27 protein-coding genes are annotated in these 22,792 nt (G+C 69.9%); 21 read left to right on the forward strand and 6 right to left on the reverse strand.

Annotated elements, in window-relative coordinates:
- The first annotated feature begins 55 nt into the window (after positions 1-55).
- Genes Afe05nite_RS05650 through Afe05nite_RS05710 form a run of 13 tightly spaced genes read left to right on the forward strand, consistent with a single transcriptional unit; the run spans position 56 to position 11,643 of the window.
- The gene (locus tag Afe05nite_RS05650; protein WP_239117579.1) at positions 56-1,945 is read left to right on the forward strand and encodes a methyl-accepting chemotaxis protein; all 1,890 of its coding nucleotides are present in this window, start codon (positions 56-58) and stop codon (positions 1,943-1,945) included.
- Entirely contained in the window at positions 1,935-3,473 is a 1,539-nt protein-coding gene (locus Afe05nite_RS05655) for a chemotaxis protein CheW (protein ID WP_275407446.1), read from the forward strand. The genes Afe05nite_RS05650 and Afe05nite_RS05655 overlap by 11 nt, the downstream gene beginning before the upstream one ends.
- Positions 3,474-4,514, forward strand: coding sequence for a chemotaxis-specific protein-glutamate methyltransferase CheB (cheB, locus tag Afe05nite_RS05660; protein ID WP_203815894.1), 1,041 nt, complete (start codon positions 3,474-3,476; stop codon positions 4,512-4,514).
- A 10-nt stretch (positions 4,515-4,524) separates the two neighbouring features.
- Complete coding sequence (locus Afe05nite_RS05665; RefSeq protein WP_203815895.1) at positions 4,525-5,112, forward strand: HEAT repeat domain-containing protein; 588 nt, start codon at positions 4,525-4,527, stop codon at positions 5,110-5,112.
- The gene (locus Afe05nite_RS05670) at positions 5,109-5,969 is read left to right on the forward strand and encodes a CheR family methyltransferase (protein WP_203815896.1); all 861 of its coding nucleotides are present in this window, start codon (positions 5,109-5,111) and stop codon (positions 5,967-5,969) included. Before Afe05nite_RS05665 ends, Afe05nite_RS05670 begins: the two co-directional genes overlap by 4 nt.
- The gene (locus tag Afe05nite_RS05675) at positions 5,969-6,358 is read left to right on the forward strand and encodes a response regulator (protein WP_239117580.1); all 390 of its coding nucleotides are present in this window, start codon (positions 5,969-5,971) and stop codon (positions 6,356-6,358) included. The genes Afe05nite_RS05670 and Afe05nite_RS05675 overlap by 1 nt, the downstream gene beginning before the upstream one ends.
- On the forward strand, positions 6,355-8,715 hold the full coding sequence (locus tag Afe05nite_RS05680; RefSeq protein WP_203815898.1) for a chemotaxis protein CheA: 2,361 nt from the start codon (positions 6,355-6,357) through the stop codon (positions 8,713-8,715). The genes Afe05nite_RS05675 and Afe05nite_RS05680 overlap by 4 nt, the downstream gene beginning before the upstream one ends.
- Complete coding sequence (locus Afe05nite_RS05685; RefSeq protein ID WP_203815899.1) at positions 8,696-8,950, forward strand: hypothetical protein; 255 nt, start codon at positions 8,696-8,698, stop codon at positions 8,948-8,950. The genes Afe05nite_RS05680 and Afe05nite_RS05685 overlap by 20 nt, the downstream gene beginning before the upstream one ends.
- On the forward strand, positions 8,947-9,318 hold the full coding sequence (locus tag Afe05nite_RS05690) for a response regulator (RefSeq protein ID WP_203815900.1): 372 nt from the start codon (positions 8,947-8,949) through the stop codon (positions 9,316-9,318). Before Afe05nite_RS05685 ends, Afe05nite_RS05690 begins: the two co-directional genes overlap by 4 nt.
- Positions 9,319-9,351: 33 nt before the next feature.
- Positions 9,352-10,398, forward strand: coding sequence for a methyl-accepting chemotaxis protein (locus Afe05nite_RS05695; protein ID WP_203815901.1), 1,047 nt, complete (start codon positions 9,352-9,354; stop codon positions 10,396-10,398).
- A gap of 15 nt (positions 10,399-10,413) precedes the next feature.
- Positions 10,414-10,686: a hypothetical protein gene (locus tag Afe05nite_RS05700; RefSeq protein ID WP_203815902.1), complete on the forward strand. Its 273-nt coding sequence runs from the start codon at positions 10,414-10,416 to the stop codon at positions 10,684-10,686.
- Entirely contained in the window at positions 10,683-11,210 is a 528-nt protein-coding gene (locus Afe05nite_RS05705; protein ID WP_203815903.1) for a GAF domain-containing protein, read from the forward strand. Before Afe05nite_RS05700 ends, Afe05nite_RS05705 begins: the two co-directional genes overlap by 4 nt.
- A 52-nt stretch (positions 11,211-11,262) precedes the next feature.
- The gene (locus Afe05nite_RS05710) at positions 11,263-11,643 is read left to right on the forward strand and encodes a DUF3099 domain-containing protein (protein WP_438867635.1); all 381 of its coding nucleotides are present in this window, start codon (positions 11,263-11,265) and stop codon (positions 11,641-11,643) included.
- On the opposite strand, the gene Afe05nite_RS05715 is transcribed toward Afe05nite_RS05710, so the two are convergent.
- A complete protein-coding gene (locus tag Afe05nite_RS05715) occupies positions 11,640-12,515 on the reverse strand; it encodes a carbohydrate kinase family protein (protein ID WP_239117581.1) in 876 nt (291 codons plus the stop codon). The genes Afe05nite_RS05710 and Afe05nite_RS05715 overlap by 4 nt on opposite strands.
- A complete protein-coding gene (locus tag Afe05nite_RS05720) occupies positions 12,512-13,453 on the reverse strand; it encodes a pseudouridine-5'-phosphate glycosidase (protein ID WP_203815904.1) in 942 nt (313 codons plus the stop codon). Before Afe05nite_RS05720 ends, Afe05nite_RS05715 begins: the two co-directional genes overlap by 4 nt.
- Before the next feature lie 110 nt (positions 13,454-13,563).
- On the opposite strand from Afe05nite_RS05720, the gene Afe05nite_RS05725 reads away from it, so the two are divergent.
- From Afe05nite_RS05725 to Afe05nite_RS05745, 5 genes are all read left to right on the forward strand, one after another.
- Positions 13,564-13,782 (forward strand): DUF3039 domain-containing protein, encoded by a 219-nt coding sequence (locus Afe05nite_RS05725; protein WP_203815905.1) that lies wholly within the window; start codon positions 13,564-13,566, stop codon positions 13,780-13,782.
- Positions 13,749-14,384 carry a trimeric intracellular cation channel family protein gene (locus Afe05nite_RS05730; RefSeq protein ID WP_203815906.1) on the forward strand — a complete coding sequence of 212 codons (636 nt, stop codon included), beginning with the start codon at positions 13,749-13,751 and terminating at the stop codon, positions 14,382-14,384. Before Afe05nite_RS05725 ends, Afe05nite_RS05730 begins: the two co-directional genes overlap by 34 nt.
- Positions 14,385-14,454: 70 nt before the next feature.
- Positions 14,455-16,179 (forward strand): DEAD/DEAH box helicase, encoded by a 1,725-nt coding sequence (locus Afe05nite_RS05735; RefSeq protein WP_203815907.1) that lies wholly within the window; start codon positions 14,455-14,457, stop codon positions 16,177-16,179.
- A 90-nt stretch (positions 16,180-16,269) separates the two neighbouring features.
- Complete coding sequence (locus Afe05nite_RS05740) at positions 16,270-16,761, forward strand: hypothetical protein (protein ID WP_203815908.1); 492 nt, start codon at positions 16,270-16,272, stop codon at positions 16,759-16,761.
- Positions 16,761-17,003, forward strand: a complete 243-nt coding sequence (locus Afe05nite_RS05745; RefSeq protein WP_203815909.1) for a helix-turn-helix transcriptional regulator — start codon at positions 16,761-16,763, stop codon at positions 17,001-17,003. The genes Afe05nite_RS05740 and Afe05nite_RS05745 overlap by 1 nt, the downstream gene beginning before the upstream one ends.
- A 64-nt stretch (positions 17,004-17,067) precedes the next feature.
- Here Afe05nite_RS05745 and Afe05nite_RS05750 read toward each other — a convergent pair whose 3' ends face one another.
- Positions 17,068-17,307, reverse strand: coding sequence for a DUF7455 domain-containing protein (locus tag Afe05nite_RS05750; RefSeq protein ID WP_203816035.1), 240 nt, complete (start codon positions 17,305-17,307; stop codon positions 17,068-17,070).
- Between the two features lie 247 nt (positions 17,308-17,554).
- Positions 17,555-19,105 (reverse strand): RNA polymerase sigma factor, encoded by a 1,551-nt coding sequence (locus Afe05nite_RS05755; RefSeq protein ID WP_203815910.1) that lies wholly within the window; start codon positions 19,103-19,105, stop codon positions 17,555-17,557.
- A 256-nt stretch (positions 19,106-19,361) separates the two neighbouring features.
- Here Afe05nite_RS05755 and Afe05nite_RS05760 point away from each other — a divergent pair, with 256 nt between their 5' ends.
- Complete coding sequence (locus tag Afe05nite_RS05760; RefSeq protein ID WP_203815911.1) at positions 19,362-20,183, forward strand: inositol monophosphatase family protein; 822 nt, start codon at positions 19,362-19,364, stop codon at positions 20,181-20,183.
- On the opposite strand, the gene Afe05nite_RS05765 is transcribed toward Afe05nite_RS05760, so the two are convergent.
- Entirely contained in the window at positions 20,180-20,731 is a 552-nt protein-coding gene (locus Afe05nite_RS05765) for a LytR C-terminal domain-containing protein (protein ID WP_203815912.1), read from the reverse strand. The genes Afe05nite_RS05760 and Afe05nite_RS05765 overlap by 4 nt on opposite strands.
- Before the next feature lie 327 nt (positions 20,732-21,058).
- On the opposite strand from Afe05nite_RS05765, the gene Afe05nite_RS05770 reads away from it, so the two are divergent.
- Positions 21,059-21,355, forward strand: coding sequence for a DUF4193 domain-containing protein (locus Afe05nite_RS05770; protein ID WP_020512573.1), 297 nt, complete (start codon positions 21,059-21,061; stop codon positions 21,353-21,355).
- 144 nt (positions 21,356-21,499) lie between these two features.
- Positions 21,500-22,288, forward strand: coding sequence for a hypothetical protein (locus tag Afe05nite_RS05775; protein WP_239117582.1), 789 nt, complete (start codon positions 21,500-21,502; stop codon positions 22,286-22,288).
- Here the strand turns inward: Afe05nite_RS05775 and Afe05nite_RS05780 are convergent.
- Entirely contained in the window at positions 22,275-22,763 is a 489-nt protein-coding gene (locus Afe05nite_RS05780; RefSeq protein WP_203815913.1) for a DUF3093 domain-containing protein, read from the reverse strand. The genes Afe05nite_RS05775 and Afe05nite_RS05780 overlap by 14 nt on opposite strands.
- Positions 22,764-22,792: the final 29 nt, after the last annotated feature.

The following is a 22,792-nucleotide window of genomic DNA, read 5'->3' on the forward strand; positions in this document are numbered from 1 at the left end:
AAACCCCATGCCCTTGACCACCAGCAGCTCTAACGGGCGCGCCGACCAACGGTCGGTGCGACCCACCTCGTCCCCGGTCTCCACGCGGCCACCGCGGGGCGGAGACACCGAGGCCAGCCGGCGGCAGGCTCGGTCCGTCGCCAAACAGCAGCAGGCCGCCGAACGGATCGCCACGGCGACGGCGGAGATCTCCGCCCAGAACGCCGAGGCCGCCGAGTCGTCCCGGCAGCTCACCGAATCGATGCAGCAGATCTCGGCGGGTGCCGAGCAGGCGTCCGGCGCCACCCAGCAAAGCCTCGCCGCGATGAACCTGGTGGAGGAGCGGGTCGGCCGCCAGGAACAGACCACCAGGCAGGTCGCGGAGCTCAGCCAAGCCTTGCGGAACCTGCTGAACGACACCCGGGCGGGGATCAGCGCCCTGCTCAGCAACGTCGAGAGCGCCTCCAACCGGCAGTCGACGTCCGTCGTGACGATCACCGAGCTGGAGAAACAGGCCGACGAGATCGGCGAGATCGTCAAAACCGTGGCGCACATCGCCGACCAGACGAACCTGCTGGCCCTGAACGCGGCGATCGAGGCGGCCCGGGCGCGGCAGCACGGCAAGGGTTTCGCCGTGGTCGCCGACGAGGTACGCACCCTGGCCGAGACCAGTGAGCGGAGCGCTCGGCTGATCCGTGACCTGATCGACGAGGTGCGGGCCAGTGTCACCGACATCGCCTCGGGCGTGCAGGCGTCCGCCGACACGGCGCGCGGCGAGGTCGAGAAGGGCAAGACGATCACCGGCCAGCTCGAGACGATCCGGGCCGACATGAGCTCGATCATGGATGGCGCCGTCGAGATGGCCGCCGCGGCCGACGAGTCGAAAAGGGCCACCGGCCAGGCCAAGACCCGTTCCGAGGAGATCGCGGCCGCGGCCGAGCAGCAGTCCGCGGCCTGCGAGGAGTCGTTGCAGACGGTCAACCAGCAGACCCAGGCGTTGCGGCAGAGCGAGCAGGCCGCCGACAGCCTGTCCGAGATCTCCGAGACGCTGCGCAGCAGCACCGACATCGCGAAGAGCGCCGAGGATGTGGCGAGCGCGGCGGAGGAGCTGTCCGCCGCGGTCGAGGAGATCAACCGGGCCGCCGGGCAGATCAACACGGCGATCAACGAGATCAACTCGGGGGCACGGACGGCCGCCGAGAAGGGGCAGCAGACCACCGAGCTGGTCGTCCGGATCGAGCAGGGCGCCCAGTTGTCCGAGAGCCGGGGCGGTGCCGCCGTGGAGCGGGCCGATTCGATCCTGGCGCTGCTCGCCACCAACAAGGCGGCGGTCGATTCGATGATCGGCGCGATCGAGCAGGCCGCCCGGGACGGCATCGACAACGTCCGCAAGGTCTCCGAGCTGGAGCAGATCTCCCGGCGGATCGACAAGATCGTGGACGCGATCGCAAACGTCTCGATCCAGACCAACATGCTCGCCGTGAACGGCTCGGTGGAGTCGGCTCGGGCCGGCGAGTTCGGCAAGGGCTTCGCCGTGGTGTCGACCGACATCCGCAACCTGGCCCGGGACTCGGCCGAGAACGCCGACCGGATCAAGGACCTGGTCAAGGCGGTGCAGGACCGGATCGTGGAGGTCCGGGCCGATCTGGAGGAGACCAGCCGGCAGGCGCTCGCCGAGGTGGAGGCGGCCAAGGCCACCACCGATCGGCTCGAGGAGATCGAGCGCGACATGCAGCAGGTCCGGGGCGGCAACGACGAGGTACGCCAGGCCGCTCTGGAAATCGCGTCGACCCTGGGGCAGGTCAAGACCGGTCTCGAGCAGATCTCCAGCGCCGCCAGCCAGGCCGAGCAACTGGCCGGCCAGGCATCCACGGCGGCTCGGGAGCAGGCGCAGGGTGCCGAGGATCTGGCCGCCGCCGTCGAGGAGATCGCGGCGCTCGCGGATGAGCTGCAAAATGCGGCCTGACGACGAGGCGCCGGAGGGCGAGGCGGACAACGCCGATTACGTCACCTTCGACATGGCCGGCGAGCGGTACGCGTTTCCGATGACGCGCGTCCAGGAGATCATCCGGATGCCCACGGTGGTCAAGGTGCCGCTCGGTCCGCCGTCGCTGGCCGGCCTGGCCAACCTGCGTGGCCGGGTGCTGCCGGTGGTGGGCCTGCGGGAGTGCTGCGACATGCCGGGCGTCGAGCACGACGAGACCACCCGGGTGATCGTGGTGGACGGCGGGGTGCCGCTGGGGTTCGTGGTGGACCGGGTGGCCAGCGTGATCAGCATCGACCCGGCCGCGATGGAGTCGGCCGATTCGGTGCGGTCGACCGTCAACTCGGACGTCCTGATCGGCGTGATCAAGTCGGATGGCGTCGCGATGACGAGTGTGCTCGACGTGGACCGCCTGGTCGGTAGCCAGTTCGACCAACTGGCCGCGCGGGTGGGCCGAACCGAGTCGACAGCCCGGGTGCCGATGAGCGAGGAGAACGACGCCGAGAGCAACGACACCCTCGAGCTGGTCAGCTTCGCGGTGGAGGGCCAGGAGTACGCCCTGCCCATCGATCAGGTGCAGGAGATCGTGCAGGCCCCGACCGAGGTCAGTCACGTACCCAATGCGGGCAGCCGGGTCCTGGGCGTGATCGACCTGCGTGGCCGGTTGCTTCCGGTGGTGAGCATGCGCCGGGTCTTCGGGTTGCCGGTCACCGAGTTGGAGCCGCAGAACCGGATCGTGGTGGTCTCGATCAAGGACGGCGTGGTGGGTGTCGTGATGGACACCGTCCGCGAGGTGCTGCGTGTCCCGCATCAGCTGGTGGCGCCGCTGCCGTCGTTCGTGGCGGGGGACGGGCGCAAGAGTGAGGTCGAGTCGGTGTGCCGGCTCGAGGACGGCAAACGCCTGGTGTCGGTGCTGAGTGTCAACCGGATGTTCGACTCGCCCGAGGTGCGCAGCGAGATCGCCGAGCATCAGGGCTGGGAGGAGGGCGCGGAAATGCCTGCGGAGCGGGTCGCTGACGACGGCCGGGGCGATGAGGAACTGTTCGTCGTGTTCCGGCTGGACGATGAGGAGTACGCGGTCGACGTCGACGCCGTGCAGGAGATCATTCGCGTACCGGAGGCGCTGATCCGGGTGCCCAGGTCGTTCGAGTTCGTCGAGGGCCTGGTCAACCTCAGGGGAACAGTGCTGCCGGTGGTCGATCTCCGTACCCGTCTCGGGTTGGCGAGATGTGACCGCGACGAGCGGCAGCGCATCGTGGTCCTGATCATCGGAGGGGTGCGCACCGGGTTCGTCGTGGACTCGGTGGCCGAGGTGGCCCGGGTCGGCCGGCAGGTGCTGGAACCGGCCCCGGAGCTCTCCGCCGAGCAGGCCCGGGTGGTGTCGCGGGTGGCCAACCTGCCGGAGCAGAAACGCATGCTGCTGCTGGTGCAGGTCGATCAGCTGTTGGCGGCGGGGCAGGCCGAGGCGTTGGCGGACGTCCTCGCCGAGGACGAGCTAGTGGCGGTCTGAGTGGCCACCTCGGTTCTGGTCGTCGACGATTCGGCTCTGATGCGCCGGGCGTTGAAGGAGATTCTGGTCGAGACCGGCGAGTTCGAGGTGCACACCGCCCGCAACGGGGTGGACGCGCTCGAACAGCTCGACCGGGTCCAGCCCGACATCATCACTCTGGACGTGAACATGCCGGAGATGGACGGACTTTCCTGTCTCGCCCGGATCATGGAGCAGCGTCCGACCCCGGTGGTCATGGTGTCGTCGATCACCGAGAAGAACGCGCTGGTCACCCTGGAGGCGCTGGAGCTGGGGGCGGTCGATTACGTGCCCAAGCCGGGCGGGACGGTCTCGCTGAACATCGACGAGGTCGCGGACGAACTGATCACCAAGGTGCGGGCGGCGGGTTCGGCCCGGCTCGGCCGCAAGGCCGTCCCGCGGGCGACGCCACCGCCTCGCGGGACACTCGACCCGCCGGTGCGGCCGGGCACGGTGGATCTCGTGCTGATCGGCTCCTCGACGGGGGGACCGCATCTGCTCAACGAGATCCTGCCGCGGCTGCCGGCCTCGCTCGGCGCACCGGTGGTGGTGGCTCAGCACATCCCGGCGTCGTTCACCGGGGCGCTGGCCCGCCGGCTCGACGAGACGTGTGCGCTGCGGGTGCACGAGGTGGACAAGATCATGACGATCAAGCGGGGAAACATCTATCTGGGCAAGGGCAGTGCCGATGTGGTGGTGGCACGGCGTACCGACGGCTTGATCGTCAAGAGCGTGCCGGCCGGCGCGGATTACCGATGGCATCCGAGCGTGGACCGGATGGTCGCCACGGCCCGCCGGTACTGCGACCCGGCCCGCCTGGTCTGCGTGCTGCTGACCGGGATGGGCGACGACGGGGCCGCGGAGATGACCGAGGTGCGCGCGGGCGGCGGGCGCACCATCGCCGAGTCCGAGGAGACCGCGGTGGTCTGGGGCATGCCGGGCGAGTTGGCCCGGCGGGGTGGTGCGTCCGAGGTCCTGCCGTCGTACGAGATCGCTGACCGACTGGCCGCCTGGGTCCGTTGAGGGAGAGGTCATGGGACTAGTTCGGCGTAATGCGGAGCCGGAACCGCAGACGATGGGGCCCGGCGATCTGCTGGCACAACTCGACGACCCGGACCCGGACCGGCGGCGGGAGGCCGCGCTGGGTCTCGAGGCGGAGAGCGCGGTGGAGGTGCTGCTCGACCGGGTCGCGACCGAGGACGAACCGCGAGTGCGGGACGCGATGCTCACCACCCTCGCCGCGCACGACACCGACGCCGTGGCGGCCGGCCTGGCGGTGCATCTGGCCAGCGACGACGCGGGTCTGCGGACGGGCGTGGCGGAGGCCCTGGCGAGCATGCCGGAGTCGGTACCGGCGATCATCCCGCGGTTGCTGGAGGACCCGGACCACGACGTACGCGTGATGGCCGCGATGGTTCTCGCCGATCTTCAGCATCCGGAGGCGACGACCTGGCTGACCGTGATGATCAAGGACGATCCGCATCCCAACGTGGTGGCGTCGGCGATCGACGCGCTGCTGCCCTCGCTCGGCCCGGAGCACACCGAGCTGCTGGAACGCGCGGTCCGGCGCTTCCCGGACGACCCGTTCCTGCGTTTCACCGTGGAGGCGGCACTGCGATGACCTCGGCCACCGCCGGCACCGGTCTGACCGGGGCCGACTTCGAGAAATTTCGCGACTACTTCTACAAGCGCACCGGCATCCAGTTCTCCGAGTCGAAGCGGTATTTCGTCGACAAACGGATCGACAACTGCATCCGCGCGTCCGGCTACGACTCGTTCGCGGGCTGGTTCGGCGCCCTGCGACTGGGCGACAAGCCGGCCCTGCTGCAGGAGCTGATCAATCAACTGACCGTCAACGAGACGTACTTCCTGCGCGAGGACTACCAGTTCGACGCGCTGCTCAACGCCGTACTCCCGGAGGTTCTCAAGAACCGGAGCCGGATTCCCGGACCGATCAAGATCCTCTCGCTGCCGTGTTCGACCGGCGAGGAGCCGTACTCGATCGCGCTGCGTCTGCTCGAGGAGTGGCCGCACATCGACACCGTGGACGTGGAGATCCACGGCGCCGACATCGACAGCGAGGTGCTGGCCCGGGCCCGGCACGCGAGCTACGGCGAACGTTCCCTGCAGCGGGTTCCGAAGCCGTGGGTGGCGAAGTACTTCAACCTGGTCGGGGCCGGCCGCTATCAGCTCGACGAGAGCATCCGGGGCGCGGTCACGCTGCATCAGATAAACGTCTGCGACACCGCGACGATGCGTAATTTCCGCGACTTCGACGTCGTCTTCTGCCGCAATGTGCTCATCTATTTCGACGAGCTGTCAAGCCGGCGGGCGGCCGAGAACCTGTACGGCTCGATGCGGCCCGGCGCCTACCTGTTCCTCGGCCATTCCGAGTCGATGAGCCGGATCTCGCCGATCTTCACCCCGACGCGCCTGCCGGAGGGCATCGTCTATCAACGACCGACCGGAGCGAAGTGATGACCGAGACGCAGCCCAAGGTGCTCGTCGTGGACGACGCCGCCACTGTGCGGATGTACCACAGCACGCTGCTGACCGAGGCCGGTTTCGAGATCCACGAGGCGGCCAACGGGCTGGAGGCGGTCGAGGCCGCCCTGGGCACCGCCTTCGACCTGTTCGTAGTGGACGTGAACATGCCCAAGATGAACGGCTACACCTGCGTGGAGACGCTGCGCTCGGAGACGGTCGGCACGCCGGCGCCGGTGATCATGATCAGCACCGAGGACCGGCCCGGGGACGCGGACCGTGCCTATGCCGCCGGCGCCAACCTCTATCTGGTCAAACCGGTGGTCCCGGCCCGCCTCGTGCGGATCTCCCGGATGCTCACCGGACGGGGCGTGGCGGCATGAACCCGCTGCTCGCCCAGTTCCTGGCCGAGGCCGCTGACCTGCTCACCCAGGTCGACGAGGGCCTGCTCCAGCTGGAGCGCACGCCCGGCGACCCGGAGCTGGTCAACGAGGTGTTCCGGGCCGCGCACACGTTCAAGGGGTCGTCCGGCCTGTTCGACTTCCCCGAGCTGACCAAGCTCACGCACGCGGCCGAGGACCTGCTCGACGCGGTGCGCGCCGGTGAGCTGCCGCTGGACTCGGGCATGACCGACGACCTGCTGGCCACGTTCGACCTGATCCGGGGCTGGCTCGCCTACGTCACCACCGAGGAGCGTCTGCCGTCGACGGCCGGGGCCGACGCGGCGAGCCTGATCGTCCGGCTGCGGGCGCCGATCGGCGGTGAGGTGGTTCGCGAGGCGCCGACGCTGTCGGGCCCGCAGGCCGGCGATGTCGCGCCGGCCTGGCTTGCCTATTTCGACGAGGAGTGGCTCGCCGAGACCGCCGCCTGGCTGCGCACCACCTCGTCGCAGATGCGATTCATCCGGTACGCCCCGGATTCCGGCTGCTTCTTCCGGGCCGAGGATCCGCTGCACCTGATCCGCCAGGTCCCGGCCCTGGACCGGCTCAACGTGATCGAGCCGGTGGAGTGGCCGGAGGCCGCCGACTACGACGAATACGCCTGCCTGGTCGCGTTCGTCTGCGCGACGCGGGCCGGGATGGGCGAGATCCAATACCTGTTCCGCTACGTGGTCGACCAGTTCGAGCTGGTCGACCTCGACGGTGACGCGATCCAGCGGTACCTGTCCGGCGAGATCGAGATCGAGGTCGAGCCCGAGTCCGGCACCGCGGAAAAGCAAGATCAAAAGCCGTCGTCGAGTACGGATCCGGCCCTGCTCGCCGACGCGCGGGCGGTGCTCGCCGCCTCGCTGAAGGCGCTGGCCCTCAATCCGACGAACACGTGCCATCTGATCTCCCTGGCCAAGGCCATCACCTACGCGGCGCACGCCTTCGGCGACCCGGTCGAGATCCAGGAACCGGACGTCGTGACCCTGACCGCGACCGTGACGCGCCTGCTCGGCGACACCGCGGAGGCGGTGGAGGACCCGGTGCGAACGGTGGTGCCCCTGGTGGCAGCCGACGAGGCACCGGCCGCCGAGCGCCGTGCCGACGACCCGGGCGGCCAGGTCGGCAGCCGCATCCTCAAGGTCGACCAGGAGAAGGTCGACCACCTGATGGAGCTGGTCGGCGAGCTCAACGTGGCCAAGAACGGGCTGACCTTCCTGGCGGGCGCGGCCGAGGAGGAGTTCGGCAGCCGCGCCCTGGCCCGCCGGATCAAGGATCAGTACTCGGGACTGCACCGCATCGCCGAGGAGTTGCAGGCCTCGGTCATGGACATCCGGATGCTGCCGCTGTCGGTGGCCTTCTCCCGGTTCCCCCGCCTGGTCCGCGACCTGAGCCGGCGGCTCGGCAAGAACATCGAGCTGGTCCTCGAGGGCGAGGACACGATGGCCGACAAGGACGTCATCGAGGCGCTCGCCGATCCGCTTGTCCACCTGGTGCGCAACAGCCTGGACCACGGGATCGAGACCAGCGACGAACGGCTGGCCTCGGGTAAACCGACGACCGCCCGGATCACCCTGACGGCGGTGGCCGACGGTGACGCGGTGATCGTGGAGATCGCCGACGACGGGCGCGGGGTCGACCCGGCGCGGGTGCGGCGCAAGGCGTACGAGAAAGGTCTGATCTCCGAGGAGGAGCTCGAGACCCTCAGCGACGTCGACGCGGTCGACCTGGTCTTCCGGCCCGGGTTCTCGACCGCCGAGCAGATCTCCGACCTCTCCGGTCGCGGCGTCGGCATGGACGCGGTGCGGGCCAGCGTGGAGAAGCTCGGTGGAACCGTGACCATGCGCTCCGAGCTGGGCATCGGCACCTCGACCCGGCTGCGCCTGCCGCTGTCCATGGCGGTCACCCAGGTGATGGTGGTCAGCGTCGCCGGTCAGCGCTTCGGCATCCCGGTCGACCTGGTGGTGGAAACCGTCCGGGTGCCGGTCGACGAGATGAACCGGGTGCTGCACCAGGACGTCGTGGTGCTGCGCGGCGAGGTGATCCCGGTGCTCGACCTGGCCCGCGCCCTCGACATGCCGTGGATCCCGGACGACAACCGGGACCGGGCGATCCTGATCGCCAACGTCGGCGGGCAACGGGTGGGGCTCCTGGTGGAGCAGTTCCATCGGGAGGTCGACGTGATCCTGAAACCGATGGAGGGCCTGCTCGCCTACGCCGACGAGTTCTCCGGCACGGCGCTGCTCGGTGACGGCCTGGTGCTGCTGGTGCTGAACATGAAGGAGGTGCTCGGTCTTGCCGCTCGAGTTGGGTGAAGGCACCGCGACGCTTATCGGTGTGGTCACCGTCGACGAGGTCGAGGAATTGGCCGGCTGGCTCCGGGCGACCACGCGGCCCAAGGTCAACCTACGCAGATGCAACCATCTGCACACCGGAGCGTTCCAGGCATTGCTCCTTTTCCGCCCGAAAGTGAGTGCAGCACCGACGGACAGTTTTCTGGCCGAGCGGGTGCTGCCGTTGCTGGCTCGACAAGGAAGTGAACCTCCATGACAACTGTGATGCTCGTCGACGACTCCGCCACCATGCTCATGAGCCTGAAGTCCATCCTGACCAAGGCCGGCTACGCCGTCGAGACGGCGGGCCACGGCAAGGAGGCGCTCGACAAGCTCGGCAAGGGCGTCAAGCCCAACCTGATCATCAGCGACGTGAACATGCCGCAGATGGACGGGATCACCTTCGTCCGGGAGGCCCGTAAGTCGCCCGGTCTGCGTTTCACCCCGATGCTCATGCTCACCACCGAGTCTGAGCAGGCCAAGCGCACCGAGGCCAAGTCCGCGGGCGCCACCGGGTGGCTGGTCAAGCCGGTCGCCCCGGAACAGCTCCTCGGGGTCATCAAGCAGGTTCTCCCCGGCGCCTGACCGAAGGCGCCGCAGTCGCCTGGAGGTAACGCCATGTCCGGTCTGCTCCGCCGATCGGGCTCGTTCGCTGAGGAGACGAACGACCCGTCGGTGAGCCCCGAACTGGTGGCCGAGGCGTTGCGCCCGGTACCGGAGTTCTGCGACGTCATGGACGCGCACATCCACGACGTGATCGAACAGACCGGCGAGGCCGCCGAGGGGATCGTCCACAAGCTGGTGGCGATCGACTCGCTGGCCGAGATGATGTCCGGAGACGTGGCCCGGCTGGCAAGCACGCTGGGTCACGTCGAGTCGGAGCTGGTCACCGTGACCGGCGCCAACGACCAACTGGTGGACCGGCTCATCCGCTACTTCATCTACCGCGACGAGCAGATCCACCGGCTGGTCGAGGAGATGCGTGGGCTCAAGCAGCACGTCAAGCAGATCGAGGAGGTCAGCAAGGCTACCAACATCCTTGCCCTGAACGCGATGATCGAGGCGGTCCGGGCGGGCGACGCGGGCGAGGGCTTCGCGGTCGTGGCCGACGAGGTACGCAAACTGGCCGACCGTTCCCGCCAGGCGGCCAACGGCATCGGCAGCAGCCTCGCCGACCTGACCACCCGGCTCGACGAGGTCCTCGCCCGGGATCAGGACTTCGACCAGGACGAGGCCGCGGTCGAAGCGACCATGGACACGGCGATGACCCGGCGGCTGGCCGGCGTCGCCAGTGCCCAGCGAGAGATGTCGGAGATGGTGTCGACCATCCTGCACGACGCCCTGCAGGCGGCGAGTCAGGTCGAGAGCACGTCGAGCGCCCTGACCGACGAGACCACCGGTGCGGTCGGGCACATCCAGTTCCAGGACATCAGCCGGCAGATGCTCGAGCACGTGCTGGCGGCGCTCGGCGACGTGCGCCGGCAGTCCGAGGATCTGGTGGCTTACTCCCGAGGAGCGCTCGGGGCGGAGGCTCTGCGCGAGAAGATGATCCGGGTCGACGACCTGCGGGCCCGGCACGTGATGGGGCGACAGCGGGCGACGCACGCGGCGAGCACGGGCGGGCCGGCCGAGGCCGACACCGCACCCATGATCGAGCTGTTCTGACGACGGGGGATCGAGATGGCGTCGAGCAACGGGTACGGCCAGGAGTGCCCCACCGAGCGCGAGTCGGTGGACGCCCTGGCCGAACTGGTCGGTCACCGGGTCGCCGAAGGAATCTGGGACCTGTCCGCGCGTGAGCTCGGCCTGCGCCGCCCCGTTTCCGAGCCGGCCGACCTGCGCCGGGTCGCCGAGCATCTGATGACCGTCGGCGACCTGTTGCGGGTCGCCGGCCGCTCCACCAAGGTCCGGGTGATCACCTACGAGGCGTTGAGCCGGACGGTGATCTCATGAGCGCGGAACTGCTGAGTGACTTCTACCCGGCGATCCGCACCGTGGACCGGCTGACCGACGTGGCCCGGCTCGGTCTCGACCGGGAGGCCGAGCGCCCGTTCCTGCGTCCGCACGTGGAACGGGTGGCCGAACGGCTGGACACCCCGTACGTGATCATCGACGTGCTGCTCAACGACGCCCAGGTCTTCCTGGCCGAGCTGGGCCCGATCCCGGAGTTCCTGCAGGAGGCCGGCGGGACCCCGCTGGAGTGGGCCTTCTGCCAGCCGCTGGTCACCGAACGGGCGCCGCGCACCGTGCCCGACCTGGCGACCGATCCGCTGTTCCGGGACAACCCGCTGGTCAAGGCGGGTGGGGTCCGGTCCTATGCCGGGGCGCCGCTCGTGTCGCAGTCGGGCCACGTGCTCGGTGGGGTGTGCGGGCTGGACGTCGAGCCGCGTCCGTTCAGCCAGGGCGACCTGGTTTTCCTCAAGGAGATCGCCGACGAGGTGGTCGTGCTGCTCGAGGAAAGAGCCGACCGGCCCTGATTCGCGCGCGACCACGCGATCGGTGTAAGGATGGAGTCCGGAGGACCCCATCGTGAAGAAACAAACGGTCCTGATCACCGACGCCGCGCGGAGTCAGGACGAGCAGTACCGCAGCCGGCAGATCCGTTACGTGACGATGATGGGCGCGCGGGCCGCTTGCGTCATCCTGGGGGCGATCCTGGTCAGCGTCCATCCCCCGCTGCTCGGGCTGTGGCTGATCTTCTGCGCGGCGGGCATGGTGTTCCTGCCGTGGGCAGCCGTCCTGATCGCGAACGACCGCCCGGCCCGGTCCAAGGAGGAGCGCGCCGCCGCGGCCGCCGAACGCGACTACGAGCAGGCCGTGCTCGCCCAGCACGCGGCCGAGCCGGAGCCGGTGGAATACCTGACGATCGACGGCGAGCACTGGGTGTCGGAGCACGACCGCAAGACCTAGGGCCGGGCGCCGACCTGGCTCACGGCCTCGGCGCCGAGTGCGGCCCCGGCCGCGAGGGCGGCCTCCGGCGAGCCGCCGGAACACCACGAGGCGATCAGGCCGGCCGCGAAGGCGTCTCCCGCTCCGGTCGGATCTTTCATCGGTACGCGGGTGGAGCGCCCCCGCCGAACCAGGCCGTTCCCGGCGGCCCACCAGGCCCCGGCCGCACCCTGCTTGACCACTGCGTTGGCCACGTGCGCGGCCAGCCGGGCGGCCTGTTCCGCGGGTTCGCCGGGCCCGGCGAGCACTTCCGCCTCGTCCGCGTTGCACAGGAGCAGGTCGGTCGCGCGTACCCAAGTCAGGAAGGCGGAGGCACCCACCGACCGCAACGGGGCCGCCGAGGCCGCGTCGACGCTCGTCGTCAGGCCCCGCTCCGAGGCCGCCGCCAGGGCGGCCAGACCGGCCGCCCGGGACCCGTCGTGCAGCAGGGGATAGCCGGAAAGATGCAGGTGGCGGGCTCCGGACGCGTCGATCGCGGCGACCACCGCGGCCGGGTCGAGCAGTAGCGACGCGCCCCGATCGGTGATCATCGTGCGTTCGTCCGGCCCGGCCAGCACCACCACGCTGCCGGTCGGCGCGCCGGCCTGCCGGTCGACCGCGCAGCGGACCCCGGCCGCGACCAGCTCGGCCACCCGGTCCCGCCCGGCCGGGTCATCGCCGACCGCCGCCACCAGCGTGACCGCCTGACCGGTGCGGGCCAGCCAGGCCGCCGTGTTGGCGGCCTGGCCCCCACCACGCACCGTGATCGAGGCGTTGGTGTCCGAACCGATCTGGATCGGCCCCGCCTGCTCCACCAGGACGTCGGTGACCAGGTCGCCGACCACGACGATCACGCGGTGAAGCCCACCGGCGCGGGTGCGGGCGTGTGCGCGGCCGCGATCCGCGCCGCCAGCGCCGAGTTGCGCAGGATGATCCGTACGTTCACCGCGAGGCTCTGCCCCTCGGTGCTGGCGTGGAAGTGCGAGAGCAGGAACGGCGTGACCGCCTTGCCGGTGATGCCGCCCCGGGACAGCAGAGCGAGGCCTTCGGCCAGGGTGCGGTCGTGCAGCGCCGGCTCGAGCTGCTCGTCGACCGGCAGCGGGTTGGCCAGGATCAGCGCGCCGGCCCCCACCCCGTGGTCGGTCCGGGCCCGCATCACGTCGGCGATCTCGTCGGGCGAGTCGAGCTGCCAGTCGACGTCGAAGCCGCCGTCGGTGATGAAGAACCCGGGGAAGCGCTTGGTCCGATAGCCGGCCACGGCGACGCCGAGCGTCTCGAGCCGCTCGAGCGTGGCACCCACGTCGAGGATCGACTTCACCCCGGCGCAGACCACGACGATCGGGGTGCGGGCCAGCGTGGTCAGGTCGGCCGACTCGTCGAAGGTGACGTTCGCCTCGCGGTGCACCCCGCCCAGCCCGCCGGTGGCGAACACGCCGATCCCGGCGGCGGCGGCGACCGCACTGGTGGCGGCCACCGTGGTGGCGCCGTCCGCTCTCTTCGCGGCGGCCACCGCGAGATCCCGGACGCTGAGCTTGGCCACGCCCTCGGCCAGCGCCAGGTGCTCGATCTGGCGGTCGTCGAGGCCGACGACGAGCTCGCCGCCGATCATGCCGATGGTGGCCGGCACGGCGCCGTTGTCGCGGACGGTCTGCTCGATCTCCCGCGCCACCCGCAGGTTGTCCGGGTGGGGGAGACCGTGGGAGATGATGGTGCTCTCCAGCGCGACCACCGGCCGGCCGTCCCGGCGGGCACGGGTCACCTGCTCGCCGTAGTGGATTTGAAAGTTTGTCACGCCAGCTACCGTACGGTGCCGATCGCCCTCGGCGGCGTTGGACCGCTTCGGCGTGAGGTGCAAGACTTGCTGGTTGGAGCTTTCGGTTCATTTCTTGAAGGGCTGATGTCGTGACCACCCAGATCCTGGAACGCCCCGAAACCAAGGACGCCGACACCGGCCCGGAGATGTTCCACTACGTCCGCAAGGAGAAGATCGCCGAGAGCGCGGTCATGGGCACCTACGTGGTGGCACTCTGCGGGGAGAAGTTCCCGGTCACCAAGACCCCGAAGCCCGGTTCGCCGGTCTGCCCGCAGTGCAAAGAGATCTACGAGGCGATGAAGCACTGAACTTCCTACTCGTTGGCGATCTGGTCGGCGTAGCGGTCTTCGCCGCTTCGGGAGCCTCGGCCGCGATCGGCAAGCGGCTCGACCTCTTCGGGGTCGCCTTCGTCGGCTTCGTGGCCGCGCTGGGTGGGGGGATCCTGCGCGACCTCGTGATCGGGGCGGTCCCGCCGCTCGCGTTCGCCGACTGGCGTTATGCGATCACCGCGGTGCTCGCCTCGATCGCCGTGTTCCGGCTGCATCCCCACCTCACCCGGCTCCGCCGGACCGTGCTGGTGCTGGACGCGGCCGGCCTCGGCCTGTTCACCGTCACCGGCACGCTCAAGGCGCTCACCACCGGCGTGCCGCCGGTCGGTGCCTGCCTGGTCGGCATGCTCACCGCCATCGGCGGCGGCCTCGCGCGCGACCTGCTCACCGCCGAGATCCCGGTGGTGCTGCAGCGTGACATCTACGCGATCGTCGCCCTCGGCGGAGCGATTCTTGTCACGATCCTGCACGGGATCGGCTTCGTCAGCGCCCTGCCGATGACCGGCGCCGCCGTGCTCATGACGGGTCTGCGCCTGCTCGCCCTGCGCCGGAGGTGGTCCGCGCCGGTCGCGCTGCCGTGACCATCGACTGGCTATGCTGGACGCCGCCCCCGCCAGTCGGGGGCGATTTTGTTGGAGGGGACTTTCCGGCGTGAGCCCGCCTTTACCGAACATCGACACCTTCCCGCCGCTGCGGGACTGGCAGCGCAAAGCCCTGGTGGCCTACCTGCGACGACCCGGCCAGGACTTCATGGCAGTGGCGACGCCGGGCGCGGGCAAGACCACGTTCGCCCTGCGGATCGCGGCCGAGCTGCTCGCCCACGGCACCGTCGAGGCGGTCACCGTGGTCTGCCCCACCGAGCACCTCAAGACGCAGTGGTCGGTCGCCGCGGCCCGGGTCGGCATCCAGCTCGACCCGATGTTCCGCAACTCCGACGTGCACTCGTCCCGCGACTTCCACGGCGCCGTGCTCACCTACGCGCAGGTCGGCATGGCCCCGCAGGTGCACCGCCGGCGCACGATGACCCGCCCCACCTTCGTGATCCTCGACGAGATCCACCACGCCGGCGACTCACGCACCTGGGGCGACGGGGTCAAGTCGGCGTTCGAGGAGGCCGACCGCCGCCTCATGCTGACCGGGACGCCGTTCCGCTCCGACGACAACCCGATCCCGTTCGTGTCCTACGAGCGCGGCGAGGACGGCCTGCAGCGTTCCCGGGCCGACTCGGTCTACGGCTACGCCGACGCCCTCCGCGACGGCGTCGTCCGGCCGGTGCTGTTCATGGCGTACTCCGGGGAGACCCGCTGGCGCACCAACGCGGGCGACGAGCTCGCCGCCCGGCTCGGCGAGCCGATGACCAAGGACCTGGTGGCCCAGGCCTGGCGTACCGCTCTGGACCACCGCGGTGACTGGATGCCCCAGGTCATGCGGGCGGCCGACGCGCGGCTGAGCAAGCTGCGCGCGCACGGCATCCCCGACGCGGGCGGCCTCGTCATCGCCAGCGACCAGCAGACCGCCCGGGCGTACGCGAAACTCCTGCACGAGATCTCCGGCGAGCCCGCCGTGGTGGTCCTCTCCGACGACGAGGGCGCCTCCGGCCGGATCGCCTCGTTCGCCGTCTCCGACCAGCGCTGGATGGTCGCCGTCCGGATGGTGTCCGAGGGCGTCGACATCCCGCGCCTGGCCGTCGGGGTCTACGCCACCAGCGCCTCCACCCCGCTGTACTTCGCCCAGGCGATCGGCCGGTTCGTCCGTTCCCGCCGCCCCGGCGAGACGGCCACCGTCTTCCTGCCGAGCGTGCCTCATCTGCTCGGCCTGGCCAGCGAGATGGAAGCGCAGCGCAACCACGTCCTCGGCGCGCCCAAGGAGAAGGACGGCCTCGACGACGACCTGCTCGATCGCGCCCAGCGGGAGGAGGACGCGTCCGGCGAGCTGGAGAAGCAGTTCGAGGCCCTGGGCGCCAGCGCCGAGCTGGACCAGGTGATCTACGACGGCACCTCGTTCGGCACCGGAGCCGGCAGCGGCACCGTCGAAGAGGCGGAATACCTGGGCCTGCCCGGCCTCCTGACGCCCGACGAGGTCACGATGCTCCTCAGCCGGCGGCAGACTGAGCAGTTGGCCACCCAGAAGCGGCAGAAGGCCGCTGAGCCGGTCCCGGAGCCCCGTAAGCCGGAGGTCGTGCCGATGTCGGCGGGGGAGCGCCGGAACACTCTGCGGCGCCAGCTGAACACCCTGGTGGCCGCGCACCACCACCGCACCGACCTGCCGCACGGGAAGATCCACGCGGAGCTGCGGCGGCTGTGTGGGGGACCGCCCAGCGCGCAGGCCACCATCGAGCAGCTCGAGGAGCGGATCGCCACCATCCAGACCCTGTGAGGGCGCGGCCGAGCCGCCCCAACTCAAGTCAAGTCTTCTTGACGTCAAATACTCTTGACGTTAAGAGAACTTGACGTCAGGATGGAACGCATGACGACGAACGTGATCGACCGTGTGGTGCGGTGGAACCTGGATCTCGACGGCGACCTCTACGGCGACGAGCGGGAGCGCTTCCGGTGGTACGAGGGGATCGCGGCCTCGAGCTCGCTGCAGTCCGTCCTCGTCCCCGGGGCCGCCGCCGTCATGGTCTGGCCGCTGGGCCGGGCGGCGGTGCCGCCGCTCGCGGTCATCCTGGTGCTGCAGTGGCTGACCATGCTGCTCGCGACGCTCTACGTGCGGCGCCGTCGGGTCGACACCGTGCCGCGCTCGTGGAACCTCAAGCGCTTGGTCCTGACCGTGCTGGGCGTGGGCCCCTATGTGGTGTTCCTGGTCGGCGCGCTCCACGCCTACGACCCGGCGGGCGACACCTGGATCGGCGCGGCCGTCGGCGGCGTCCTCGGCGGGACGGGCGCGATCATCGGCACGATCCTGAAGATCAAGCGGCGGGACCAGCGTGAGGCGCTCGTCGGGGACGACGACTGATGGCGCCACCGTCGGGACCGGTCCGGGCCCCGGAGAGCGACACCGGGGCCGGGCCCCGCATCCGGGCCGCCCGCAAGGAAGCCGGGCTCACTCAGCAGGGGCTCTCGGCCGCGGTGGCGGTGAGCCGGCAGACCATCATCGCGATGGAGACGGGCGATTACGCCCCGTCGGTCTACCTGGCCGTCAAAATCGCCCGGGCGCTCGGCGTGACAGTCGAGAGCCTCTGGGGGACGGAGGCGTGAAAAGGGGCGCCCGTACACCTGGGCGCCCCTGTCTCACGTCTGTAGGTCCGGGAGAACTTCGGTTCTAGTTGGAGTTAGACATCATGTCCGCGCCGCGCCACGTGAACTCCGGATCCGCCGCGTACTGGACCGCGATCTTCACCAGGTCTTCGGCATACCGGTTGGCGTGGTGTCCACAGAACACCAGTTCACTGCCACCAGCCAGGGTCAAACGGAGCTTTCCGGCTGCATTGCAGCGGTCGCACCGTTCATCGGCTGCTGGGCCGGCCACACTTCCCGCCGGCGGCGTGAGGGTCGGGGTCATCGCCTTCCTCCTCTGTTCGTCACCGATGAACATGTTCCTCGGCTTACTGCTGCTACACATCGTGCAACACCCTGCACCGTTGCAGCCTTCCCACGGTGGCTCGGGGGGACCGAGGTCACACGCGTTCCGGCTAGTGTGCCGTGATCCAAGGGTGCCACGTCAACGATCACTTCTGCACAACGGTCTGATCACCACCCGTTGATGTACGAGTGGTGACCAAACAGACACGTTGAGTTGACTGGACGGCCTAGTCCAGGTAGTCCCGGAGAACCTGCGAGCGCGAAGGGTGTCGCAATTTCGACATCGTCTTCGACTCGATCTGCCGGATGCGCTCCCGGGTGACCCCGTAAACCTGTCCGATCTCGTCCAGCGTCCGCGGCTGGCCGTCGGTCAGGCCGAAGCGGAGCCGGACCACGCCGGCCTCGCGCTCGGAGAGCGTCTGCAGCACCTGCTGCAGCTGGTCCTGCAGAAGCGAGAAGGAGACCGCGTCGACGGCGACGACCGCCTCGGAGTCCTCGATGAAGTCACCGAGCTGGCTGTCGCCCTCGTCGCCGATCGTCTGGTCGAGCGAGATCGGCTCACGCGCGTACTGCTGGATCTCCAGAACCTTCTCCGGAGTGATGTCCATCTCTTTGGCCAGCTCTTCGGGGGTAGGCTCGCGGCCCAGGTCCTGAAGCAGCTCACGCTGTATGCGGCCGAGCTTGTTGATTACCTCGACCATGTGGACCGGGATGCGGATCGTCCGGGCCTGGTCGGCCATCGCTCGGGTGATCGCCTGCCGGATCCACCACGTGGCGTACGTCGAGAACTTGTAGCCCTTGGTGTAGTCGAACTTCTCGACCGCGCGGATCAGACCCAGGTTGCCCTCCTGGATCAGGTCGAGGAACGCCATGCCACGGCCGGTGTAGCGCTTGGCCAGCGACACCACCAGCCGGAGGTTGGCCTCGAGCAGGTGGTTCTTCGCCCGCTCGCCGTCCCGGCCGATCCAGCGCAGGTCGCGCTCCATCGTCCGCTCGAGCTTCTCCTCGCCCTCGTCGCAGGCGCGCAGACGCTCGGCGGCGTAGAGCCCGGCCTCGATGCGCTTGGCCAGCTCGACCTCCTGCTCGGCGTTGAGCAGCGGGACCTTGCCGATCTGCTTGAGATAGGCGCGGACCGAGTCGGCCGAGGCGGTCAGCTCGGCGTCCCGCCGGGCCTGCTTGAGCGCCTCCGACTCCTCGTCGTCCCACTCGAAGTCGCCGTCGGTGGCCGAGCTCGCCGCGTCCGACGCGGCGGCGGCCACCAGGGCCGGCGGCTCCTCGACGACGACGTCCTCGATCTCGGCGGCGAGTTCCTCGGGGTCGATCTCCTCGCCGTCCGCGGGACCTTCCTCGCCGGGCGCGGCGGGCTTGCCCGCGGTGGCCTTCTTGGCCGGGCCGGCCGCGGCCTTCTTGGCCGGGGCCGCCTTCTTCGCCGCGGCGGCCTGGGGCGCTCCGTCAGCGGCCGCGGGGGCCTGCTTGGGCGGTGCGGTCTTCTTGACCGGTGCGGCCTTGGCCGTGGTGGCCTTGGAGGCGGGCGTCGCGGCCCGGGCCGCGGAGACCTTGGGCCGGCGGGTGCTCGCCGAACCGTCGACGACGACGGTGACGCCGGCGTCGACCAGCCCGCGCAGGATCTTCTTGGCCTGCGCCGGGTTCACCTCGGCGGACTCGAGCCTGCGCGCGACCTCGGCCGACGTGAGTTGCCCGCCCGCGCCCTGTGCATGGGCGATCAGGGCCTCGGTGAGAGAACGAACGTCGGCACCGTTCTGGTGGGCTTCTGTCACGAAAGACCTTCCGAAGGCGATGAGGTTTGGCACGGTGGTGAGCCCAGCGCAGCGCACGGCGAAGAGGCTGGCCGGTGTTGGTGTGGGGACCCCCGGGACGCGGACGATCGGGCATTTGACGTTCGCGAAGCGGTGGGTAGGCGTGAATTGTAGCGCCGTCCGGTGAGATCCTCCCGCCGCAGCACGCCGCAAGGGGGTCGCCGACCTAGCCGGAGGCGCCCGGCGAGAAGATGTTAGCGGGGGAAAGGGCGGAAAAGTGAACGAGATTCCGGCGGCATTGACGGCCGAAGAGTTATTGAAGATCGCGCTGCCGGTCGCGCGGGAAGCCGCCGCGACAGCTCGGCGGATGCGGGCCGAGGCGATCACCGACGTCGAAACGAAGAGCACGCTCACCGATGTCGTGACGGCCGCCGACCGGGCCGTGGAACGACAAGTGATCAATTCGTTGCGCTCGGCGCGTCCAGGTGACGGCGTGCTGGGTGAGGAGTACGGCGACTCGGCCGAACCGGAGCCCGGCGCGGTCCGCTGGATCCTCGACCCGATCGACGGCACGGTCAACTATCTGTACGGCCTCCCGCAGTACGCGGTGTCGCTGGCGGCCGAGTTCGACGGTGTGGTGGTGGCCGGCGTGGTGATCAACGCGGCGACCGGTGACGAGTGGACCGCGACCCGCGGCGGCGGTGCCTGGCGCGCGGGCCGGCGGCTGCGGTGCTCCGAACGCACCGACCTGTCCCAGGCACTCGTCGGCACCGGCTTCGGCTACGACGCGAAGCGCCGCGCCCATCAGGGGGCGGTGCTGGCCCGGTTGATCACCAAGGTGCGGGACATCCGGCGGTTCGGCGCGGCGGCGCTCGACCTGTGCGCGGTCGGCGAGGGACTGCTCGACGCGTACTTCGAGAAGGGCCTCAATCCATGGGACCACGCTGCCGGGGGTCTGGTCGCGACGGAGGCGGGCGCGACCGTCGCGGGGTTGGCCGGGGCACCCCCGGGGCTCGACATGGTCGTGGCGGCCCCGTCGGCCCTGTTTACGCCCCTGCACGATCGGCTCGTCGAACTGGACGCGGCGGGTGGGGCCTAGGAGCTCTCGATCTTCTTTTTCTCGATCGGCTTGAGGCACGCACCCGGCGGCACCGTCGGCTCACCGACCTCCACCAGCGACTGGTTGACCTCGGTGGTCGTGGCGAGCTGCCGGAACTGGCTGCCGATCACGATGTCGATCAGGGCGCCCTTGCGCTTGGCGTTGTATTCCATCTTCGACTGCGCGAGGAAGTAGGCCCGGAGCAGCTGGGCGCGGCCGACCGAGTCGGGACCGTAACGGATCAGGGCGACGCCCTTGAACTTCGTCTTGCTCTCGTCGGGCTTCTGCACCGTGAACCGGCGGTTCTTGAACTCGTTGGTGACGCTGTCGGCCAGTCCGGCGGTGCTCGTGCCGTTGAACACCTTGACGGTGACCTCGGCCGGATCGTCCGGCAGGGTCACGTCGGCGAGCGGCGCGTCCGCGGGGCAGTCGTCGCCGGCCGTCGCGCCACCCTGGGTGTCACGGACCAGCGCCGTGATCACGAAGATCACCGCGGCCACGGCGAGCACGCCGACGACGACGAGCGCTCGGACGCGGGCAAAGCTCATGGGGACGGCTCCAGATCGGTGGGGCGGGACCTGTCGAGAGGTTAGCGTCTACGCGCCAGGCTTGCGGAAACAGGGAATCCTTCCGGCGCGCCGACGATGATCCAGAGCGTTGTGCCCCTACTTTGATGTCGCCTCGGTCACATCGGGAACAATGGGCCGCCTGTACGCGTACAAGCATGCCGCTACGGCGGTATGGTTCCGCGCTCCCGGGGCAGTTCTGCAGGTCAGTAAGAGTGTCAGAAATCGTCCGGCGGAAGCGGGAACCGAAACCTCGTCACCGGCGTTACTAACGCCAAGTGACTCATCGATACAGGAGAGTGAAATCCGATGGCCACCGACTACGACGCCCCGCGTCGCGATGAGGTCGACCTCGGCGAGGACAGCCTCGAGGAGCTCAAGGCCCGTCGCGCCGATTCGCAGTCGGGCTCAGTGGACGTCGACGAGGTCGAGGTGGCGGAAAGCTTCGAGCTGCCCGGCGCCGACCTGGCCGACGAAGAACTGACCGTCAAAGTGCTGCCGATGCAGCAAGACGAGTTCCGCTGCGCCCGCTGTTTCCTCGTGCACCACCGCAGCCAGCTGGCGGCGGAGCGCAACGGGGAGCTGATCTGCCGCGAGTGCGCCTGACCGGCTCACTCGCGCGCAGCGCGCCACCACCCGGCCGCTCGCACGCGGTCGGGCGTGCAGGCGTTCCCTGGGTTTGTTTGAGGAGGGGACGCCACCGGGCATCAGGCAGCGAAGCCTGATGCGACGCATGACGGGAGGACGAGGATGAGCCACCCGGAGCACGCCGAGGCCGGCGAGACGCCGGAGCCGGTGGAGCCGACGGATGTCGAACTGAGCCGCACGGTCGCCGCCCTCACGGCGGACGACCTGGAGCCGGCCGGCCGACGTGAGCTGCTCGGCCGGCTGGTCGGTGACATTCGCCGGCGCGGGCTGGGCCAGCTGTTCCGGCCGCGGGCCGCGCTGCGGTGGATGGCCGACGCGGTCGCCGATGTGGCTCCGCACGTCCCGATCCGGGACAAGGCGACGCTGCACCGGCACTTTCCCGGCCTCGACGACGACGATCTGGCCGAGCGCCTGATCCGCAACGCCGCCCGCTCCACGGCCGGCATCGGGGCGGTCGGTGGCGGCGTGGCGGCCGTCGAATGGGTCGCCCCGCCCACCCTGTTGTCCGCGCCCATCCTGCTCGCCGCCGAGACGATCGCGGTCGTGGCGACCGAGCTCAAGCTGGTGGGCGAGCTGCACGAGGTCTACGGGCGGCCGATCGTCGGCACCCCCGGCCAGCGCGCGCTGTCGCTGATCCAGGCCTGGTCGGAACAGCGCGGGGTCAACCCGCTGGTGCCCGGCGTGGGCGTGGCCACGGTGCTCGGCACGGCCGCGCGACGCGACCTGCAGAAGAGTCTGCTCCGCCGGTTCGGCCGGAGCCTGAGCACGATGGGCCCGCTGCTCACCGGGGCCGCGGTGGCCGGATTCCTGAACCGGCGGGCGTCCCGCTCGCTGGGCGAGCACGTGCTGAAGGACCTGAGGCGGTCCCGCCCCAAGGTCATCGAAGGTTAGCGCCGGTCAGCAATGCGGTCGCCAGCTCGACCGGCTTGCGCGTGCTGATCACCCAGAAGGGTGTCGGGTCGGCCGGATCGTCGAGCAGCACCTGCACCGCCGGGCCGATCCACGGCCGCTGGATGACGAACGCCAGCGGGTGCGCGCCCACGCCCAGCGCCTCCCGCTTACCGGCGGCGTCGAGAGCCACCACGTCGGCGATCGCCGTCAGCGGCAGGCGGGCGTCGTCGACCTGGAGCTCGTCGCCGGTCACGGTCACCCGGATGCGGCCCATCCAGAGCAGGAACGCGGCGGTGAACGGCAGCAGGAACGCGAACGGCAGCCAGAACGGCATTTCCTCGAAGCCGAGCAGCACCTCCAGGCCCACGATCACGTCGACCACGAGCGCGCCCAGCCAGGCCCACACGGAAAGCCCGAGCCGCTCGGTGTAGGCGGCGGTGGGCGCGGTCGTGCGGGCGGGGGACTCCGGTGTCACCCTTGGAGGGTACGGCGCGCCTTCGTGGT

Source organism: Paractinoplanes ferrugineus (assembly GCF_016862195.1).
Lineage (GTDB): Bacteria > Actinomycetota > Actinomycetes > Mycobacteriales > Micromonosporaceae > Actinoplanes > Actinoplanes ferrugineus.

Excerpts from the sequence above, each read along its gene's own strand:
- Afe05nite_RS05745 (WP_203815909.1), top strand. The coding sequence starts at position 16,761 with ATGGCGCCACCGTCGGGACCGGTCCGGGCCCCGGAGAGCGACACCGGG.
- Afe05nite_RS05775 (WP_239117582.1), top strand. The coding sequence starts at position 21,500 with ATGAGCCACCCGGAGCACGCCGAGGCCGGCGAGACGCCGGAGCCGGTG.
- Afe05nite_RS05740 (WP_203815908.1), top strand. The coding sequence starts at position 16,270 with ATGACGACGAACGTGATCGACCGTGTGGTGCGGTGGAACCTGGATCTC.
- Afe05nite_RS05765 (WP_203815912.1), bottom strand. The coding sequence starts at position 20,731 with ATGAGCTTTGCCCGCGTCCGAGCGCTCGTCGTCGTCGGCGTGCTCGCC.
- Afe05nite_RS05750 (WP_203816035.1), bottom strand. The coding sequence starts at position 17,307 with ATGACCCCGACCCTCACGCCGCCGGCGGGAAGTGTGGCCGGCCCAGCA.
- Afe05nite_RS05705 (WP_203815903.1), top strand. The coding sequence starts at position 10,683 with ATGAGCGCGGAACTGCTGAGTGACTTCTACCCGGCGATCCGCACCGTG.
- Afe05nite_RS05665 (WP_203815895.1), top strand. The coding sequence starts at position 4,525 with ATGGGACTAGTTCGGCGTAATGCGGAGCCGGAACCGCAGACGATGGGG.
- Afe05nite_RS05680 (WP_203815898.1), top strand. The coding sequence starts at position 6,355 with ATGAACCCGCTGCTCGCCCAGTTCCTGGCCGAGGCCGCTGACCTGCTC.
- Afe05nite_RS05655 (WP_275407446.1), top strand. The coding sequence starts at position 1,935 with ATGCGGCCTGACGACGAGGCGCCGGAGGGCGAGGCGGACAACGCCGAT.
- Afe05nite_RS05675 (WP_239117580.1), top strand. The coding sequence starts at position 5,969 with ATGACCGAGACGCAGCCCAAGGTGCTCGTCGTGGACGACGCCGCCACT.
- Afe05nite_RS05700 (WP_203815902.1), top strand. The coding sequence starts at position 10,414 with ATGGCGTCGAGCAACGGGTACGGCCAGGAGTGCCCCACCGAGCGCGAG.
- Afe05nite_RS05670 (WP_203815896.1), top strand. The coding sequence starts at position 5,109 with ATGACCTCGGCCACCGCCGGCACCGGTCTGACCGGGGCCGACTTCGAG.
- Afe05nite_RS05690 (WP_203815900.1), top strand. The coding sequence starts at position 8,947 with ATGACAACTGTGATGCTCGTCGACGACTCCGCCACCATGCTCATGAGC.
- Afe05nite_RS05695 (WP_203815901.1), top strand. The coding sequence starts at position 9,352 with ATGTCCGGTCTGCTCCGCCGATCGGGCTCGTTCGCTGAGGAGACGAAC.
- Afe05nite_RS05770 (WP_020512573.1), top strand. The coding sequence starts at position 21,059 with ATGGCCACCGACTACGACGCCCCGCGTCGCGATGAGGTCGACCTCGGC.